Source organism: Rheinheimera sp. MM224, assembly GCF_947090785.1.
Taxonomy (GTDB): Bacteria; Pseudomonadota; Gammaproteobacteria; order Enterobacterales; family Alteromonadaceae; genus Pararheinheimera.
Genome location: NZ_OX352320.1, coordinates 1,259,708 through 1,277,705 on the forward strand (window position 1 = coordinate 1,259,708; position 17,998 = coordinate 1,277,705).

Here is a 17,998-nt window from a genome sequence, read left to right on the forward strand (position 1 = left end):
TCCTACTTACTTTTTTGGTTCTTGTATCTTTTGAGTATGACATCCGGCGCTAAAATGAGCGACATCAACAGAACATTTAATGATGAGGAAGAGAGAATGAAGCTGCTACACATCAAGGTCAGTCCAAATCTGCAAGGCTCGTCGTCACGCAAAGTATCGCAACATTTACTGGAGAAATTGCAAAGCAGTTATCCAAAGCTGACAGAGCAAGTGCTGGATTTGTCGGCTCAGCCTTTGCCTCATCTGGATGCGCTGACAACAGGTGCATTTCTGACGAAACCAGAAGACAGAAGTTTTGAGCAAAACCAGGCGATCCAACTGTCCGAGCAGTTGGTGGATATGTTGCTGGAAACCGACATTCTGCTGCTGTCATCCCCTATGTGGAATCTAGGTCTGCCGTCTGTATTAAAAGCCTGGTTTGATCACATCACCAGAGCTGGACGCACTTTCGCCTTTACCCAAGAAGGCACCAAAGTGGGGCTGGTCACCCATAAAAAAGTTTATGTAGTGGTATCCAGCGGTAGCTGTTTTAGCCAGGGGCCTTTTGTGAACGACGATCAATTTACGCCTTATATCAAGGTCGCTTTGGCTTACATAGGCATAGAGGACGTGACTTTTATCAGAGTAGATGGAACTCATTTCCCCCTGACCAAAGACACAGCTTTACCCAAGGCGCTGAGCGCTGTTGATTTATTAACTGTTTGATTATTTAACCTTTAATTACTTTTAACTTAAACCCGGAGAACTATGATGAGCGACAGAGTCAATCACTTCCAAACTGTACCAAACCTGACCAAAGCGTTAATAGACGCCAGCATGGCATCTTACAAAACATCTATTGATGGGCTTATCAAAAGTCTGATTGATATCAGAGCCTCTCAGTTAAACAACTGTGCTTTTTGTCTGGATATGCATATCAAGCAAGCCAAGATTAAAGGCGAAGGCGAACTGCGTTTACACCATGTAGCAATTTGGCGTGAATCACCATTGTTTAACGCTAAAGAAAAAGCAGCGCTGGCGTTAACTGAAGCTTTAACCCATATTCCTGCTATCGGCATCAGCGATGAGCTGTACCGTTCAACCAAAGAACATTTCTCTGATGTGGAAATTTCTGAATTGACCTACGCAATTGGCCTGATCAACTTCTGGAACCGTATGCAAATTCTGGCGCAGATGGAACCAGGTTCACAAGACGCAGCTTTTGGTTTAACCAAGGCAGTGTTTAATTAGTAGGGGCGGGGCTGGTCCCCGCCCGTCTTGAATTCCAAACAAATCTTTATTGGGTTTATCCGCGCCCGTCCCGACATCAAACCTATGTCGGGCGGGTCGCGTAGTCAACAAAGCTGCAGTTTCAAGTACGACGGCTTTAGTCTATGCTGCGCAGCAGGGCGTTTATACCCACTTTAGCACGGGTCTGTGCATCGACTTTTTTAACGATGATAGCGGCGTACAGGCTGTGTGTGCCATCTTTAGATGGAATGGAACCTGGTACTACTACTGCACCTGCAGGCACACGACCATAAGTAATTTCGCCGGTTTCACGGTCGTAAATACGGGTCGACTGGCTGATATATACACCCATAGAAAGCACTGCGCCTTCTTCGATGATCACACCTTCCACTACTTCAGAGCGGGCACCAATAAAGCAGTTGTCTTCAATAATGGTTGGGTTGGCTTGCAGAGGCTCTAATACGCCACCAATGCCTACGCCACCGGATAAGTGCACGTTTTTACCAATCTGAGCACATGAACCCACAGTAGCCCACGTATCCACCATAGTGCCTTCACCGACATAAGCGCCGATATTGACGTATGAAGGCATCAGCACCACGTTTTTATCGATAAAACTGCCTTTACGCACTGCGGCAGGAGGTACAACACGTACACCTTCAGCTACAAAACGCTCGTGTGTGTAGTCGGCAAATTTCATCGGTACTTTATCGAAGAAACGGTTTTCAGCGCCGTCCATCACCTGATTGTCATTGATACGGAAAGACAATAACACAGCCTTTTTCAGCCATTGGTGAGTGACCCATTCGCCTGCTACTTTTTCGGCAACACGGGCTTTACCGCTGTCCAAGAGTTCAATGGCTGCAGTGACGGCAGCTTTGACTTCAGCAGTTACAGTGGCTGGAGTAATGGATGCACGTTGTTCAAACGCGGCTTCGATAATGGATTTTAAATCTGACAAAACTTTATCCCTCTGTCACATGAGTTAATTGTTCGACAAGAACACGACGCAGCTGTGATTGTTGATCGGCATCCAGCGCCTGATCTTGTCTCGTAGAAATCATAAAAAAGTCTTCGGCTTTTTCGCCTATGGTGGTGATTTTAGCGGCGTGAATACTGATCTCGCAGCGCTGGAATACTGAGCCTATATCAGCCAATAAACCCGGCATATCCAAAGCGGTAATTTCCACCATAGTGCGGTGTTTATTTGCACCCGGAATAAAGACCACTTTGGGCGCTATATTAAAGGGCCGCATCTGACGGGATAAACGGGGTTTACCGCGTGACAGGTCCGGTTTGCCGCTAATATAGGTTTCCAGCGCACGTTTGAGACTCTGTAAGCGGGATGGCGAAGTGACAGGCTCACCGTTTTGCTCAAGCACCACAAAGGTATCCATCGCATAACCATCTTTGTTAGTCATGATCTGGGCATCAAAAATATTGACCTTTTTGCTGTCGAGCGCAGCCACTAAATGGGCAAATAAGTTGTCCTGATCCGGCGTATACACGAAAACCTGAGTGCTGCCACGAAACGGCGTTTTATCTATCAGCACCAAAGGCTCGTTGGGATCTTTATGGCGCAAAATATGTTCACAGTGCCAGACAATTTGTTTGGGGTTGTAGCGGGCGAAATAATCCGCTTTGATCCGGCCCCATAACTGCAGCACCTCTTGTTCGGTAAAACCTTGTTTTTGCAGTAGCTTCATAGCTTCTGCCTGATTTTCGCGGATGAGATCGCGTAAATCCATTGGTTTTTCGAGTCCACGACGGAAAGCTTTTTGCGTGCCTAAATAGAGTTCACGTAATAACGAGCCTTTCCAGTCATTCCATAAGTTGTCATTGGTGGCACGAATATCGGCCAGCGTCAGGCAATACAAATAGTTAAGACGGGTTTCGTCGCGCACTTTATCGGCAAATTCAGCGATGACAGCCGGGTCGTGAATATCACGGCGCTGTGCTGTGACCGACATCAATAAGTGGCTTTCTACTAACCAGGCCAACAACTTGCTGTCAAAGTCGCTTAACTTATGCAGCTTGCCAAATTCACGTGCATCCAAAGAACCTAATTCGGAGTGATCGCCGCCTCTGCCTTTGGCAATGTCATGGAAAATACCGGCCAGATATAAAATCTCTGGTTTTTCCATACGTTTGACTATGTCAGTACACAGTGGAAACTCGTTTTCAAAACCTGCTTGTGAGTAGCGGTATAAATTCTTCAGCACACGGTGAGTGTGTTCATCCACTGTGTAGGCATGGAATAAATCGAATTGCATCTGGCCGACAATATTACGCCAGGCTGGCAGGTAAGAGGCCAGAATACCGTGGCGATGCATCAGCGTAATGGCTCTGTCCATACCACGAGGGTGGCGCATAATGGTCATAAAAAGCTGACGACAGGCTTCATAATCCTGCAAATCGCCCATCAGACGACGCCTGACTAAACGCAATAATCGAATGGTATCGGAGTGAATACCAGTGATATTGGAGTTGTTCGCTATATGCCAGAACATGCGCAGAATATTTTCGCGCCGTGCAAAGACTGCGTTATCGGTGGCGCGAATTAAATGGCCTGTCAGCTCAAAGAAGTCATCCAGCTTTTGCTGTTTCAGTTTGCTTTGGCTATTGAGAATACTGCCGTCAAAATGCTGCAGCAGCATATCGTTCAGCTCAGCGACACGTTGCACTGTCTGAAAAAATCGTTTCATCATACGTTCAACGGACGCTTTGCCATCATCACCAAAACCCAGGCGTTTGGCGACAGCAGGCTGATAGTCAAACAAAATACGGTTTTCGTTGCGGCCAGATTCAACATGAAGGGCAAAACGCATTTGCCATAAATAAGCTTCACACTCCATCAGCTCCTGGTATTCATCTTCAGTCAGGTACTGATAAGCCACCAGCTCACGCATGGTTCTGGTATTAAAGTGTTTTTTTGCCACCCAGCCTATGGTTTGGATATCACGTAAACCACCAGGGTTGGCTTTTAAATTGGGCTCTAAATTGTAGGCTGTGCCGTGGTACTGGGCATGACGCTGCTGTTGCTCGTCACGTTTGGCCTGGAAAAACGCCTGAGAGGTCCAGAAACTGTCTTTACAGACCTGCACCTGCAGCTCATCAAACAGCTCTTTGCTGCCAGTCAGCAGGCGCATTTCCATCAGGTTAGTGGCAATGGTGATGTCTTCTTTACCCAGCGTCACAGACTCTTTTACGCTACGCACACTGTGACCTACTTCTAAACGTAAGTCCCACAGCAGGGTAATAAATTGGCTTATTTGTTCTTTTTGCTGAGCGTCGAGTTTGCTGTCGGTCAGTAACAATAAATCGATGTCAGAGCAGGGGTGCAGTTCACCCCGGCCATAACCACCTACAGCGATCAGACTGATTTTTTTGTGTTTATGCAGATCAAAATGTTGCCATAAAGACACCAGCACCTCGTCGATAAAACGGGCGCGGGCTTTGACTAAACTGCCAACGGTTTGATGTTCGAAGGCATTTTTCAACCAGTCATTAAACTCAACAAAATGCTTTTTATAACTATCAAGAGTACATAAACCCGGTAAAGACTTATTAAACGCCAGAGCCATGTTCATTTGCTTTACCTCAGGTCTTAAGCGGCCGTCGTCTGTCTGAACTGGACTTATTCGGCCGTGACTATTCGTTCTATGGTGTCGTCTGATCGCAGAGTTAAAATTTCGCAGCCAGTCTCTGTGACGACAATAGTGTGTTCAAACTGCGCTGATAAACTACGATCTTTAGTTACAACCGTCCAGCCGTCTTTTAACAATTTACTATGACGCTCACCTGCGTTGATCATAGGCTCTATTGTCAAACACATACCGGTTTTTAAGGTATCACCTGTGCCTGGGCGACCATAATGCAGCACCTGCGGGTCTTCGTGGAATACCTGGCCTATGCCATGACCACAGTATTCGCGCACCACTGAGTAGCTGTGTTTTTCGGCATGTTGCTGAATAACAAAACCAATATCACCTAAGCGGGCACCGTTTTTCACTTTGCGAATGCCCATGTACAGACATTCCTGAGTCACACGTATCAGACGGTCCGCCAGAATGCTCGGCTTACCAATCACAAACATTTTTGACGTATCGCCGTGATAACCGTCTTTAATCACAGTGATATCTATGTTGATGATGTCGCCTTCTTTGAGTTTTTTCTCAGCCGACGGAATACCATGGCAAATTACCTGATTGACCGAAGTGCAGATGGATTTTGGAAAGCCGTGGTAATTCAGCGGGGCAGGGATAGCCTGCTGCACATCCACAATATAATTGTGGCAAATCGTATTCAGCTCTTCGGTGGTGACACCGGCTTTGACGTATGGCTCAATCATCTCTAATACTTCGGCAGCTAACTTACCTGCTACACGCATTTTTTCGATCTGATCTGCTGTCTTAATAATCGCGGCCATGCCATCTCTCTCTGCTGTAAAAATACACATTTCATTGTGTTTCAAGGGTGTCTATGGTATAAAGCGCGCCGCGATTTGGCAAATCAGATTCTGCTAAAAACGCAAAACGCAGATTAAAACTGCAATTAACTAAACAACACACATACATCGACACATAATCCGGGGTGCTGCAACTCATTGAGTTACGGTCGGTTTTATGGGATGTATGGAGGCCCAACCCCATTACTAAGGAATATTTATAATGGCAAAAGTTTCTATGCGCGATATGCTCCAGGCGGGCGTACATTTCGGTCACCAAACACGTTACTGGAACCCAAAAATGAAGCCATTCATTTTCGGCGCTCGTAACCGTGTTCATATCATCAACCTGGAACAAACTGTTCCTATGATGAACGATGCTTTAGCTTTCATTCAGTCTGTTGCTGCTAAAAAAGGCAAAATCCTGTTTGTTGGTACTAAGCGCGCTGCCTCTGAAGCAATCAAAGAAGCTGCTTCTCAAGTTGACCAGTACTATGTAAACCACCGTTGGTTAGGTGGCATGCTGACTAACTGGAAAACTGTTCGCCAGTCTATCAAGCGTTTAAAAGACCTGGAATCTCAAAGCCAGGACGGTACTTTCGACAAGCTGACTAAAAAAGAAGCTTTAGACCGTACCCGTGAAATGGACAAGCTGGAAAAAAGCTTAGGCGGTATCAAAGACATGGGCGGCTTGCCTGATGTTCTGTTTGTGATCGATGCCGACCACGAACACATTGCAATTAAAGAAGCCAACAACCTGGGTATTCCAGTGGTATCTATCGTTGATACTAACTCTGATCCTAAAGGTGTTGACTATGTGATCCCTGGTAACGATGACGCTATCCGCGCTATCCAGTTATACCTGGGCGCAGTAAATCAGGCCATCACTGAAGGCCGCAGCAAAAACATCGAAGTTCAGGCTGAAGCCGGTAACTTTGTAGCTGCTGAATAATTGCATTGTCTCTGTAGCCTTGTAATCAAGGCTACATATACGACAGGTATAAAGCAGGTTTAAACATACAGGGGCATATGCCCCTGTTTGTCCACGAAAAAATTTTGCGAGGAACTCCCCATGGCTGTAACTGCTGGTATGGTAAAAGAATTACGCGAGCGCACTGGCGCTGGCATGATGGACTGCAAAAAAGCTTTAGAAGAAACTGCAGGCGACATCGAAGGCGCAATCGAATTAATGCGTAAAAATGGTCAGGCTAAAGCTGCCAAGAAAGCTGGCCGTATCGCCGCTGAAGGTACAGTGATCACTCGCGTTGGTAAGGGTTACGCTGCTGCAATCGAATTCAACTGTGAAACAGATTTCGTAGGCCGTGACGCAAGCTTCCTGGCTTTCGCAAACGCTGCTGCTGATCTGGCTCACGCCAACAAGCTGTTCACTGTTGAAGAGCTGTCAGCTGCTCAACTGGGCGATAGCACTGTTGAAGAAGCTCGCGCTACACTGGTTACTAAAATCGGTGAAAACATCAACATCCGTCGTATTTCTGTAGTTCAGGGCGATGTGATTGGTCAGTACACTCACTCAGGCCGTATCGGCGTGTTAGTGGTACTGGAAGGCGGTAACGAAGATATCGCTAAAGACGTTGCTATGCACGTTGCTGCTAACAACCCTTCATTCCTGACTCCAGAGTCAGTGCCAGCTGAAGTTGTTGCTAAAGAACAAGAAATCCAGATCGAAATCGCTATCAACAGCGGCAAGCCAAAAGAAATCGCTGAGAAGATGGTTGCTGGTCGTATGACCAAGTTCACTGGCGAAGTTTCTTTAACTGGCCAGATGTTCGTAAAAGACCCTTCAATCACTACTGGTGATTTCCTGAAACAAAACGGTGCTAAAGCTGTTAGCTACATCCGTTTAGAAGTAGGTGAAGGCATCGAAAAAGCAGAAACTGATTTCGCTGCTGAAGTTGCTGCTCAAATCGCTGCTGCTAAGAAGTAATTTACGCTTTAGCAATGCTTTGAAACCAGCTAGAATAACCGCGACCTGACCTTAGTCTGTCGCGGTTTTTTTTATGTACAGTTCAGGATGCACAGTAGGCTTTTAAGTCTTTTATGCTGTTCGTCGCCAGTGAAAGTACAGAATAGATCCACAGCAAGGTTATACACCTTCCAGATAAATGAGGACCGCATGAGCAATCCAAAACTCGCCTATAGAAGAATTTTATTAAAACTCAGTGGTGAAGCCCTGATGGGTGAAGAAGGCTTTGGTATAGATCCCAAAGTGTTGGATCGGATGGCTCAGGAAATCAAAGAGCTGGTTGAACTTGGTATCCAGGTTGCCATTGTTATTGGTGGCGGTAATATATTCCGTGGTGAAGGTTTAGCAAAAGCTGGCATGAACCGTGTGGTCGGTGACCATATGGGCATGTTAGCCACAGTGATGAATGGTCTGGCGATGCGTGACGCTTTGCATCGTGCTTTTGTAAACGCCCGCCTGATGTCTGCTATCCCGTTAAATGGTGTATGTGACAATTACAGCTGGGCAGAAGCCATTAGTCTGTTAAAGTCTGGCCGTGTGGTGATCTTCTCTGCTGGTACAGGTAACCCGTTTTTTACTACAGACTCTGCCGCTTGCTTACGTGGTATTGAAATTGAGGCTGATGCGGTTTTAAAAGCCACTAAAGTCGACGGCGTGTATTCAGCAGACCCTGTAAAAGACCCAACAGCCACTCTGTATAGCAAATTGAGCTACACAGAAGTTCTGGAAAAAGAATTAAAAGTTATGGATTTAGCGGCCTTTACCTTGGCCCGTGACCATAATATGCAAATTCGTGTCTTCAATATGAATACTCCTGGCGCACTGAAACGTGTAGTACTGGGTGAAGAAGAAGGCACAGTGATCGACCACGCTGAAAAATTACAGTAAACTAACTGCCACTTTTTTGGTGTAGCAAAAAAAGGAATAGCCAAAGTGATTAACGATATTCTCAAAGATAGCAAAACCCGGATGGAAAAAAGCGTTGAAGCGCTGAAAGGCCAATTGTCCAAAATCCGTACCGGTCGTGCTCACCCAAGTTTATTAGACGGTATTCAGGTTTCATATTATGGTGCCAGTACACCATTACGTCAGGTTGCTAACGTGTCTGTAGAAGATGCCCGTACTCTGACCATCAGTGTGTTTGATAAAACTCTGATCCAACCTGTAGAGAAAGCTATTCTGCAGTCAGATTTAGGGTTAAACCCAATGAGCGCTGGTACTACTATTCGTGTGCCATTGCCTCCGCTGACTGAAGAACGTCGTCGTGATTTAGTCAAAGTCGTGCGTAACGAAGCTGAAGGTGCTCGTGTTGCTGTACGTAATATTCGTCGTGACGCAAATGCTGATCTGAAGACTTTATTAAAAGATAAAGAAATTGGTGAAGATGACGAGCGTAAAGCGGTAGACGAAGTTCAGAAGCTGACTGACGCCTTTGTGAAGAAGGTTGACGAGGTTTTAGCTGACAAAGAAAAAGAGTTGATGGAAGTTTAATCAACCTCGCCCTGATTAGGGAAATAGCGCCGTGTAGGGTATACTTCGCGGCGTTTTTTATTATTGTGACAAGGTCAGATTCAGATGACAGAAGTGCAAACCGCGTTACAAAACGCGTTGCCACAACATGTCGCCATTATCATGGACGGCAACGGACGCTGGGCTGAACGGCAAGGCAGACCTCGGGTATGGGGTCATAAAAAAGGTGTCGATGCAGTGCGTCGTGCCGTAAGCTTTTGCCGTAAATTAGGCATCCAGTCTCTTACCTTATTTGCTTTTAGCAGTGAAAACTGGCGTCGACCTGAAGACGAAGTCAGCGGTTTGATGCAACTGTTTTTACTGGTGTTACAGCAGGAAGTGAAAACCCTGCACAAGAACAATGTACGGCTGAATATTATCGGAGACTTGTCTCCTTTTAGCGACAAACTCAAACAACATATTAAAGAGGCGCAACAGCTTACAGCTCAGAATACAGCTTTGACCTTAAATGTTGCAGCCAATTATGGCGGACGTTGGGACATAGTGCAGGCAGCACAACAATTAGCGCAAAAAGTCGCTGATGGTGAGATGACCGCTGCACAAATTGACGAACAAATGATATCAGGCTGTATGCAAATGCATGACCAGCCGGAGTTGGATCTGATGATCCGTACCGGTGGCGATGTACGCATCAGTAACTTTTTGTTGTGGCAAGCTGCTTATGCTGAGTTATGGTTTACCGAAACTTTATGGCCTGACTTTGATGATCAGGTATTTTCGGAAGCTTTGGCAACCTACGCCAGTAGAGAACGGCGTTTTGGTTGTACCGGAGCACAAATCCGTGAGCTGGCAATGCGTCCGATACAAGGATAACCAATTTGTTTAAGCAACGAGTTATTACAGCCCTGATCATGGCGCCATTGGCGTTGGCCGCAGTTTTTTTCCTTCCTTTGCACTATTTCGCTATTTTTATTGCTGCTGCTTTTTTGATCGGAGCCTGGGAGTGGAGTTTGTTTTGTGGTTACACAACCAAACCCAGCCAATACAGTTTTATAGCTGTGGTAGCACTGAGTATGGCGCTGATTTATTGGCAACTGCCTGACACTGCATACTGGCCAGTACAGCTGGATCTGTTGAGTAACAGCCTGCTTGCTATGGGTGTTGTCTGGTGGCTGATTGCGGTGCTTTTGGTATTAAGTTACCCACGTAGCAGTCAAAGCTGGGCCCAAGGTCATTTACGTCGCGCTTTGATGGGCTGGCTCACTCTGGTTCCTGCCTGGACTGCCTTGTTATTAATTCGCTCTGTTGATTTTCATCAATCCAGCTACACAGGTGCCTGGTTGATTTGTTTATTGCTGGGTATGGTCTGGGCTGCAGATATTGGCGGCTATTTTATTGGTAAACCTTTTGGTAAACGCAAATTGTTGCCTGCTGTCAGTCCTGGGAAAACACTGGAAGGCATGCTCGGTGGTGTGCTTTTTGTCATGCTGCTGGTGACTGCTGTGGCTTATTATCTGGGGTTTCCGGAAGAAACTGCCACCTGGTATCTGGCCGCTTTAGTGCTGACTATTTTGTCTGTGTTCGGCGATTTAAGTGAAAGTATGTTTAAACGTGTGGCTGGCTTAAAAGATAGCGGCAATATTATCCCTGGTCACGGTGGCATTTTAGATCGTATCGACAGCCTGACGGCCACTGCGCCACTTTATGCTGTATTGGTAGCTCTGATTGGGGGCTTCGCTTAATGCGGACCCTGGTGATCCTTGGTGCAACAGGCTCTATTGGCTGCAATACGCTGGACGTTGTGGCTATGCACCCTGAACACTATCAGGTACTGGGGTTAACAGGCGCTACTCAGGTAGATAAGCTGTTTGCTCAAATCCAGCAATTTAAACCCCGTTATGCGGTGATGACTGATGTACAAGCCGCTGACAAATTACGCCAGTTGGTAAAAGACGCCAATCTGCCGACTGAAGTCTGGGCTGGCACTGGAGCGCTTTGTGATTTAGCTGCTCATCCTGATGTTGATATGGTAATGGCTGCTATTGTTGGCGCTGCGGGTTTATTGCCGACCTTGGCTGCCGTTGAGCAAGGTAAAATTGTATTACTGGCAAACAAAGAAGCGCTGGTGATGAGTGGTGAGCTGTTTATCAATAAAGTGCAACACTACGGTGCTACTTTATTGCCGATAGACAGCGAACATAATGCTATTTTTCAATGCCTGCCTGCGCAGTTACAGCAAAACACAGCCACACAAAAACTGGCTGATTTTGGTATCAGTAAGCTGTTGTTAACGGGCAGTGGTGGTCCTTTTTTACGTAAAGATCTGGCCGATTTTTCAAGCATCACGCCAGCTCAGGCTGTCGCGCATCCAAATTGGGTGATGGGCCAGAAAATTTCTGTCGACAGCGCCACTATGATGAATAAAGGCTTGGAATTTATTGAAGCGCGCTGGTTATTTAATTGCGCGGCAGACGATATTCAGGTGGTGATCCACCCACAAAGTATTATCCATTCGATGGTGCAGTACACTGATGGTTCTGTATTGGCACAGCTGGGTCAGCCTGATATGCGTACTCCTATAGCTCATGCGCTGGCTTACCCACATCGTATTCAGACCCATGTCAAACCACTGAATTTCTTTGAACTGGCAGATTTTAGTTTCTCCAAACCAGAACCAGTACGTTACCCCAATTTATATCTGGCGATAGCCGCTTGTGGTTATGGTCAGGGCGCTACCACTGCGCTAAACGCTGCCAATGAAATGACGGTGGCCGCATTTTTAGCAGGCCAAATTCGTTTTACAGATATAGCGCAGTTGAACGAAAAAGCATTGGAGCGTTTTGCCACTATAAAGGCGCCTGATTTAGAAAGCATTCTGGGCCTTGATCAACAAGCCAGAGCTTATATGCAAGACCAACTGAAAAAGGTGAGTTAATGTCGGGTTTTGTCTGGAATTTAATTAGCTTTGTGGTTGCTATTGGCCTGCTGGTGACAGTGCATGAGTTTGGTCACTTTTGGGTGGCACGAAAAAACAACGTACTGGTCAAACGTTTTTCTATAGGTTTTGGCAAGGCTATTTACCGCTGGCGCGACAAACAAGGCACAGAGTTTGTTATTGCGATGATCCCGCTTGGTGGTTATGTCCGCATGTTAGATGAGCGGGTAGACCCTGTATTACCGCAGTTTAAAGACTTAAGCTTTAACAGCAAAACAGTCGGACAACGTATGGCTATTATTGCTGCAGGCCCTATAGCCAATTTCCTGTTCGCCATCCTGTTGTTATGGGCTATGTACCTGATTGGTGTACCGAACATTAAACCTGTGATAGGGCAGGTGACGGCTGAATCTATTGCTGCTAAAGCTGGCGTTCCGTCAAATGCGCAAATTACCGCAATCAACGGTGAACCAGCTGAGGATTGGCGTGCCATCAGTTTATTGCTGGTTGAGCAAGTTGGCAGCCCGGCAGTAGACATTACAGTGCAGCAACTCGAAGGCAGTGACCAAAGTTATCAGCTGGATTTAACCGAATGGGCATTTGACCCGGACAAACAAAGCGTATTTGGCAGTTTAGGTTTAGAGCCACTGCGTCCGGAAGTTTTGAACGAAATCAGCCAGATTCAGCCAAGCTCAGCAGCAGAAGCCGCAGGTTTGCAGTTAGGCGATAAACTGGTTTCAGTGGATGGTAAAACTGTCGCTGACTGGAACTCAGTAGTCACTTTAGTGCAAAACAATCCGGAAAAACCTCTACTGTTTGGTATTGAGCGTAGCGGCCAAAGCATGGATATTCTGGTGACACCACAAAGCCGCGAAACGGCTGATGGTTTTCACCAGGGTTACCTTGGTGTCAGCCCAAAAGTATTGCCGTGGCCTGAGCATTTATTGTTCACTCAGCAGTATGGCCCTGTACAGGCGGCCTTGGTTGGGGTAGAAAAGACCTGGCAATTGGTACGGTTAAGCTTCTCAATGATTGGAAAATTCATTTTTGGTGATATTTCTGTCAAACATTTAAGTGGACCAATTTCGATAGCACAAGGCGCTGGAAGCAGCGCAGATATTGGCTTGATTGCCTTTATCTCCTTTTTAGCACTGATTAGCGTCAACCTTGGGGTGATAAATTTACTGCCTCTGCCTATTTTGGATGGTGGCCATTTAATGTATCTTGTGCTGGAACTAATACGCGGCAAACCTGTCTCTGAGAAGGCGCAGGAGCTGGGTTTCCGGATCGGAGCTCTGTTGCTGCTGACATTAATGGGAATTGCGCTGCTCAACGATATTTCTCGTTTGTAATAAACTAATCAAAAGTAGTCCAAAACAATGACAATTAAACGATTAGTAGCTGCGATGTTACTTGCTGGTTTAAGTAACTCGGTGCTCGCTGAACAATCATTTACTGTGCAAGACATTCAGGTCGAAGGCTTGCAGCGTGTTGCGCTTGGTGCAGCATTAAATAATTTGCCGTTTAATATCGGCGATACCATCACTGAAGCATCCTTATCGCGCAGTATCAAAAGTCTGTATGCGGCAGGTCACTTTGACGATATTCAGGTATTTCGTGACGGCAATACCGTCATTTATCGCTTAAAAGAGCGTCCAACCATCAATAACATTGAGTTTGATGGTAATAAAGACATCAAAGAAGAGCAGTTGAACGAAAGTTTAACTGGTCAGAAAATTATTATTGGTGAGCCTTTAGATAAAACTGTGATCAAAGAAGTTGAAAACGGTTTAACAGAGTTTTACCACGGTGTAGGTAAATACAACGCCGCAGTTGAGATGAAGGTTACTTATTTACCTCGTAACAGAGTGAATCTGAAAATCGAATTTGAAGAAGGCGATGCTGCTTCTGTTCGCCAGATCAACTTAGTAGGTAACGAGATATTCAGCGACGAAGAGTTGTTGAAAAATATTGAATCACTGTACGACTTGCCTTGGTGGCGTTTTCTGGCTTCTGATCGATACCAGAAACAAACCTTGCAAGGTGACTTTGAAAAAATCCGTAGCTACTACTTAGATCGTGGTTACCTGCGTTTTAACATCGACGCCAATCAGGTTTCTGTCAGCACGGATAAAACCTCGGTCTACGTTACTCTGAACGTGACTGAAGGTGAACAATACACTATTACAGGCGTTGACTTTGTCGGTGATTTAATAGGGCAGGATGCTTTTATCAAGGCACTGTTACCTTTAAAAGCGGGTCAGCTGTATAACGGCGCTTTGGTGACTTATACCGAAGAAAGTATCGCCAAGTTACTGGCACGTTTTGGTTATGCCAACTCGAAAGTCCGCACTATTCCTGCGATCAACGACGATACCAAAGAAGTTGCTCTGACCATCAGTGTTGACCCCGGCAAACGCGTTTATGTACGTCGTCTGGAAGTGGCCGGTAACGCTTCTACCAAAGACGAAGTTATTCGTCGTGAAGTCCGTCAGATGGAAGGCGCCTGGTTATCTAACGACGCGCTCGAACTGTCTAAAGAACGTATTCAACGTTTACCTTACATTGAGAAGGTTGATTTTGAGACCAAAGAAGTTGCAGGCGTGGATGACAAAGTCGACGTCAGCTACAAAATTAAAGAACAACCGTCTGGTAACTTTAATGCCGGTATTTCTTACGGTGATTTTCAGGGCTTGTCATTCCAGATTGGCGTGGAGCAACAAAACTTCTTTGGTACAGGTAACTCAGCAGGTGTTAACTTAAGTACTAACAAGTACAACAGACAAATTTCATTGTCTGTGACTGATCCGTACTTCACACTCGATGCTGTCAGTTTAGGTGGTCAGATTTTCTATTCAGATACAGACTATTCCAGTTTGTCATCTAACTTAGAAGCCTATAAACAAAAACGCTATGGTTTTGGCGCTACTGTTGGTTACCCAATCAATGAGTACAACAGATTAAACTTCGGCACCAACTATGCGGTCAACGAAATTAACTCCTTATCTGAATATGATCAGTTACGTCATTTCAGAGCTGTGTTAATGGATAAAAATGATCCGGATGGTGGTTATAAGTTTACCAACTACGAGCTGATTGCCAGTTGGATCCAAAGCACATTAAACCGAGGTTTGTTCCCGACAGCTGGTCATGAGTTAGTATTAAGCGGGCGTATTACGACACCAAACTCAGATTTGCAGTACTACAAAACCACTTTTGAAGCCCGCAATTATATTCCGCTGAGTAATGACCACCGCTGGTCGTTCTTAAGTAAACTGGAAGTGGGTTATGGTAACGGTTACGGCAGCAAAGATGGTTATGATTATACGTTGCCATTTACCGATAACTTCTATGCAGGTGGCCAGAATTTACGTGGTTTTGAAGCCCGTATTATCGGTCCTCATGCGATATATCGTCAGGTCAGTACAGTTCCGGGTTTACCTAATCCTACAAGTGGATCTGGTAGTCCACTGCCGACTGATCCGAGTTTTGACACTTATTTAGTGTCTCCGCGGTCAACGGGTGGTAATGCCATGGCTATTGCTACCCTTGAGTTAATCACACCGACACCATTTGTCAGTGAGGATTATGTAAACCAGATACGTACCAGCCTGTTTGTTGATGCAGGTAACGTCTGGGATACAGAGTTTGATTTAAGTCGTTACAATGGTTTAAGCCCGTCGACAAGTCAGAACTTTAACAGTCCTACGCTGTTAGACTATTCTGATCCAGGCTTAATCCGTGTTTCGACTGGTCTTTCTCTGCAGTGGATTTCGCCTATGGGTCCATTGACATTTAGCCTGGCCAAAATCATCCGGAAAGAAGAGGGTGATGATCAGGAAAACTTTAGTTTCAATATTGGTACTACATTCTAAATTTATGGGAAAGGGAAACACATGTTTAAGCAAAGCTTAGCAAAAACTGCATTGGTATTGATGGCTGGCCTGTTAATGGCTGGTACTGCTGCAGCAAAAGAAATGAAGATTGGTATCGTTGATGTACAGGCTATTGTTGCCCAGTTACCTCAGACCACCTCTATTCAAAATACATTAAAAGCTGAGTTCGAAGGCCGTATTGCTGAAGTACAAAAGCTGGAAAAAGACATCGCTTTTAATCAGGAAAAATTAAAGCGTGATGGCGCAACCATGAACGATCAGCAGAAAAAAACTCTGCAAGGCGAAATGGAAAAGCAAATGCGCAGCTACGAGCAATTAGCTCGTCCACTGGACGAAGATTACCGTAAGCGTCAGGGCGAAGAACGTAACAAGCTGATGGGTTTAGTGAAAACTGCGATTGACAGTCTGGCTAAAAAAGACAACTACGACCTGATTTTAAATGCTCAGGCTGGTGTGTTTGTTAAACCTGAATATGACATCTCTAATGCTGTTGTAGCTCAGGTGAGCAAAGCCAAATAATGGCAAAGCTTACATTAGCTTTTATAGCTGAGCAGTTAAATGCTCAGCTAGTTGGAGACGCCACGGCACTGATTAGTGCCGTTGGTACATTGGAAGAGGCGACAAGCCATCAGATCAGCTTCTTGTCGAACAGCAAGTACCGCAAATTTTTGCAATCGACTCAAGCCGGTGCCGTGCTGATTAAAGCGGACGACCTGAGTTATTGCCCGGTCAACGCGCTGGTGGTGAATGACCCTTATGTTGCTTTTGCTAAAATTGCGCAGTTATTAGATTCCACACCTGCTGCCGCTTATGGGCGGGGGCAGAATATAGCCATAGACCCTTCAGCTTCTGTACCAGATTCAGTCGTTATAGGCCCCAACGTGGTGATTTCCGCTGGTGCCGTGATAGGCGAGAACGTACAAATTGGCGCGGGTTGTTTTATTGGTGAACAGGTTCATATAGCCGATGGCTGCAAAATCTGGCCTAACGTGACGTTTTACCACTGCGTGCAGCTTGGTAAAAATTGTCTGGTGCACAGCGGTGCAGTGATAGGTGCAGATGGTTTTGGTTTTGCTAATGAACGTGGTCGCTGGCTGAAAATTCCTCAGGTAGGTACTGTCGTCATCGGCGACGATACTGAAATAGGTGCCAATACCACGATAGACCGTGGTGCTTTAGGCGATACAGTGATTGGCAACAACGTGATTCTGGACAATCAGGTACAAATTGCTCACAACGTGCAAATTGGCGATCACACAGCCATTGCAGGTTGCACAGTCGTAGCTGGCAGCACTAAAATTGGCCGCTATTGTATTATTGGTGGTGCCTGCGCCATTAATGGTCATATGGAAATATGTGATGGTGTGCAAATTACCGGCATGTCGATGATCATTAAGTCCATCACCGAAAAAGGTATTTATTCATCCGGTACTCCGGCCAGCACTAATCTGGAATGGCGGAAAAATAGCGTCCGGTTTCGTCAACTGGATCAGATGTATCAAAAATTACGGGAACTTGAACAGCAAATGGCTGCTTTGTCCCTACCGCCTTCAAAAGACGAATAATATAAAAGAGGTTCACTTTGGCTAACCAATTGAATATCCTTGAAATACAGGAAATCATGGCCTTGCTGCCACATCGCTATCCATTTTTAATGATCGACCGGGTTCTTGATTTCACACCGGGCGAATCTTTAACTGCTATTAAAAACGTGACAATAAACGAGCCGATCTTTACCGGCCACTTCCCTAATATGCCGATTTTCCCTGGTGTATTAATTCTGGAAGCTTTGGCTCAGGCCACTGGCATTTTAGGTTTTAAGACAGTGACAGAACGCTCTGAGAACGAGCTGTATTTATTTGCTGCTATAGACGAAGCCCGTTTTAAAAAGCCTGTTGTTCCTGGCGATCAAATGGTGCTGGAAGTGAAGTTCTTGAAAGAACGCCGTAATTTGTGGAAGTTTTATGGTGAAGCCAAAGTGGATGGCCAGGTTGTTTGTAGTGCTGAACTGATGTGTGCCAGAAGAGAGCTTTAAT

General features: G+C 45.6%; 17 protein-coding genes. 14 read left to right on the forward strand and 3 right to left on the reverse strand.

All coding sequences use genetic code 11. The features are described from left to right. The first annotated feature begins 96 nt into the window (after positions 1-96). Both OM978_RS05895 and OM978_RS05900 read left to right on the forward strand, forming a co-directional pair. Complete coding sequence (locus tag OM978_RS05895; RefSeq protein ID WP_264345961.1) at positions 97-705, forward strand: FMN-dependent NADH-azoreductase; 609 nt, start codon at positions 97-99, stop codon at positions 703-705. Between the two features lie 42 nt (positions 706-747). Then, positions 748-1,230, forward strand: coding sequence for a carboxymuconolactone decarboxylase family protein (locus tag OM978_RS05900; protein WP_264345962.1), 483 nt, complete (start codon positions 748-750; stop codon positions 1,228-1,230). A 136-nt stretch (positions 1,231-1,366) separates the two neighbouring features. Here OM978_RS05900 and dapD read toward each other — a convergent pair whose 3' ends face one another. From dapD to map, 3 genes are read right to left on the reverse strand one after another with little or no spacing between them, the layout of a single operon-like run. Further along, complete coding sequence (gene dapD, locus OM978_RS05905) at positions 1,367-2,191, reverse strand: 2,3,4,5-tetrahydropyridine-2,6-dicarboxylate N-succinyltransferase (protein ID WP_233009622.1); 825 nt, start codon at positions 2,189-2,191, stop codon at positions 1,367-1,369. A gap of 4 nt (positions 2,192-2,195) precedes the next feature. Then, entirely contained in the window at positions 2,196-4,820 is a 2,625-nt protein-coding gene (glnD, locus tag OM978_RS05910; RefSeq protein WP_264345963.1) for a [protein-PII] uridylyltransferase, read from the reverse strand. Positions 4,821-4,867: 47 nt separating this feature from the next. Beyond that, complete coding sequence (map, locus tag OM978_RS05915; protein ID WP_264345964.1) at positions 4,868-5,659, reverse strand: type I methionyl aminopeptidase; 792 nt, start codon at positions 5,657-5,659, stop codon at positions 4,868-4,870. A gap of 241 nt (positions 5,660-5,900) precedes the next feature. Here map and rpsB point away from each other — a divergent pair, with 241 nt between their 5' ends. The 12 genes from rpsB to fabZ all read left to right on the forward strand — a co-directional run bounded on the left by rpsB (position 5,901) and on the right by fabZ (position 17,997). Beyond that, positions 5,901-6,629, forward strand: a complete 729-nt coding sequence (gene rpsB, locus OM978_RS05920) for a 30S ribosomal protein S2 (RefSeq protein ID WP_264345965.1) — start codon at positions 5,901-5,903, stop codon at positions 6,627-6,629. 120 nt (positions 6,630-6,749) lie between these two features. Further along, complete coding sequence (gene tsf / locus OM978_RS05925; protein ID WP_264345966.1) at positions 6,750-7,622, forward strand: translation elongation factor Ts; 873 nt, start codon at positions 6,750-6,752, stop codon at positions 7,620-7,622. A 189-nt stretch (positions 7,623-7,811) separates the two neighbouring features. After that, positions 7,812-8,549 carry a UMP kinase gene (gene pyrH / locus OM978_RS05930; RefSeq protein ID WP_008900629.1) on the forward strand — a complete coding sequence of 246 codons (738 nt, stop codon included), beginning with the start codon at positions 7,812-7,814 and terminating at the stop codon, positions 8,547-8,549. A gap of 45 nt (positions 8,550-8,594) precedes the next feature. After that, complete coding sequence (frr, locus tag OM978_RS05935; protein WP_264345967.1) at positions 8,595-9,152, forward strand: ribosome recycling factor; 558 nt, start codon at positions 8,595-8,597, stop codon at positions 9,150-9,152. An 84-nt stretch (positions 9,153-9,236) separates the two neighbouring features. Continuing rightward, positions 9,237-10,004, forward strand: a complete 768-nt coding sequence (gene uppS / locus OM978_RS05940; RefSeq protein ID WP_264345968.1) for a polyprenyl diphosphate synthase — start codon at positions 9,237-9,239, stop codon at positions 10,002-10,004. Between the two features lie 5 nt (positions 10,005-10,009). Then, positions 10,010-10,873, forward strand: coding sequence for a phosphatidate cytidylyltransferase (locus tag OM978_RS05945; RefSeq protein WP_264345969.1), 864 nt, complete (start codon positions 10,010-10,012; stop codon positions 10,871-10,873). After that, complete coding sequence (gene ispC / locus OM978_RS05950) at positions 10,873-12,066, forward strand: 1-deoxy-D-xylulose-5-phosphate reductoisomerase (RefSeq protein WP_264345970.1); 1,194 nt, start codon at positions 10,873-10,875, stop codon at positions 12,064-12,066. The genes OM978_RS05945 and ispC overlap by 1 nt, the downstream gene beginning before the upstream one ends. Then, positions 12,066-13,418 (forward strand): sigma E protease regulator RseP, encoded by a 1,353-nt coding sequence (gene rseP, locus OM978_RS05955; protein WP_264345971.1) that lies wholly within the window; start codon positions 12,066-12,068, stop codon positions 13,416-13,418. Before ispC ends, rseP begins: the two co-directional genes overlap by 1 nt. 27 nt (positions 13,419-13,445) lie before the next feature. Continuing rightward, positions 13,446-15,941, forward strand: a complete 2,496-nt coding sequence (gene bamA, locus OM978_RS05960) for an outer membrane protein assembly factor BamA (protein ID WP_264345972.1) — start codon at positions 13,446-13,448, stop codon at positions 15,939-15,941. Positions 15,942-15,962: 21 nt separating this feature from the next. Then, positions 15,963-16,481 carry an OmpH family outer membrane protein gene (locus OM978_RS05965; protein WP_233009631.1) on the forward strand — a complete coding sequence of 173 codons (519 nt, stop codon included), beginning with the start codon at positions 15,963-15,965 and terminating at the stop codon, positions 16,479-16,481. Next, positions 16,481-17,527 (forward strand): UDP-3-O-(3-hydroxymyristoyl)glucosamine N-acyltransferase, encoded by a 1,047-nt coding sequence (gene lpxD / locus OM978_RS05970; protein ID WP_264345973.1) that lies wholly within the window; start codon positions 16,481-16,483, stop codon positions 17,525-17,527. Before OM978_RS05965 ends, lpxD begins: the two co-directional genes overlap by 1 nt. A 17-nt stretch (positions 17,528-17,544) precedes the next feature. Next, positions 17,545-17,997 carry a 3-hydroxyacyl-ACP dehydratase FabZ gene (gene fabZ, locus OM978_RS05975; protein ID WP_233009633.1) on the forward strand — a complete coding sequence of 151 codons (453 nt, stop codon included), beginning with the start codon at positions 17,545-17,547 and terminating at the stop codon, positions 17,995-17,997. The last annotated feature ends 1 nt before the right edge of the window (position 17,998 follow it).

Excerpts from the sequence above, each read along its gene's own strand:
- OM978_RS05895 (WP_264345961.1), top strand. The coding sequence starts at position 97 with ATGAAGCTGCTACACATCAAGGTCAGTCCAAATCTGCAAGGCTCGTCG.
- OM978_RS05900 (WP_264345962.1), top strand. The coding sequence starts at position 748 with ATGATGAGCGACAGAGTCAATCACTTCCAAACTGTACCAAACCTGACC.
- glnD (WP_264345963.1), bottom strand. The coding sequence starts at position 4,820 with ATGAACATGGCTCTGGCGTTTAATAAGTCTTTACCGGGTTTATGTACT.
- map (WP_264345964.1), bottom strand. The coding sequence starts at position 5,659 with ATGGCCGCGATTATTAAGACAGCAGATCAGATCGAAAAAATGCGTGTA.
- rpsB (WP_264345965.1), top strand. The coding sequence starts at position 5,901 with ATGGCAAAAGTTTCTATGCGCGATATGCTCCAGGCGGGCGTACATTTC.
- tsf (WP_264345966.1), top strand. The coding sequence starts at position 6,750 with ATGGCTGTAACTGCTGGTATGGTAAAAGAATTACGCGAGCGCACTGGC.
- pyrH (WP_008900629.1), top strand. The coding sequence starts at position 7,812 with ATGAGCAATCCAAAACTCGCCTATAGAAGAATTTTATTAAAACTCAGT.
- uppS (WP_264345968.1), top strand. The coding sequence starts at position 9,237 with ATGACAGAAGTGCAAACCGCGTTACAAAACGCGTTGCCACAACATGTC.
- ispC (WP_264345970.1), top strand. The coding sequence starts at position 10,873 with ATGCGGACCCTGGTGATCCTTGGTGCAACAGGCTCTATTGGCTGCAAT.
- rseP (WP_264345971.1), top strand. The coding sequence starts at position 12,066 with ATGTCGGGTTTTGTCTGGAATTTAATTAGCTTTGTGGTTGCTATTGGC.
- bamA (WP_264345972.1), top strand. The coding sequence starts at position 13,446 with ATGACAATTAAACGATTAGTAGCTGCGATGTTACTTGCTGGTTTAAGT.
- OM978_RS05965 (WP_233009631.1), top strand. The coding sequence starts at position 15,963 with ATGTTTAAGCAAAGCTTAGCAAAAACTGCATTGGTATTGATGGCTGGC.
- lpxD (WP_264345973.1), top strand. The coding sequence starts at position 16,481 with ATGGCAAAGCTTACATTAGCTTTTATAGCTGAGCAGTTAAATGCTCAG.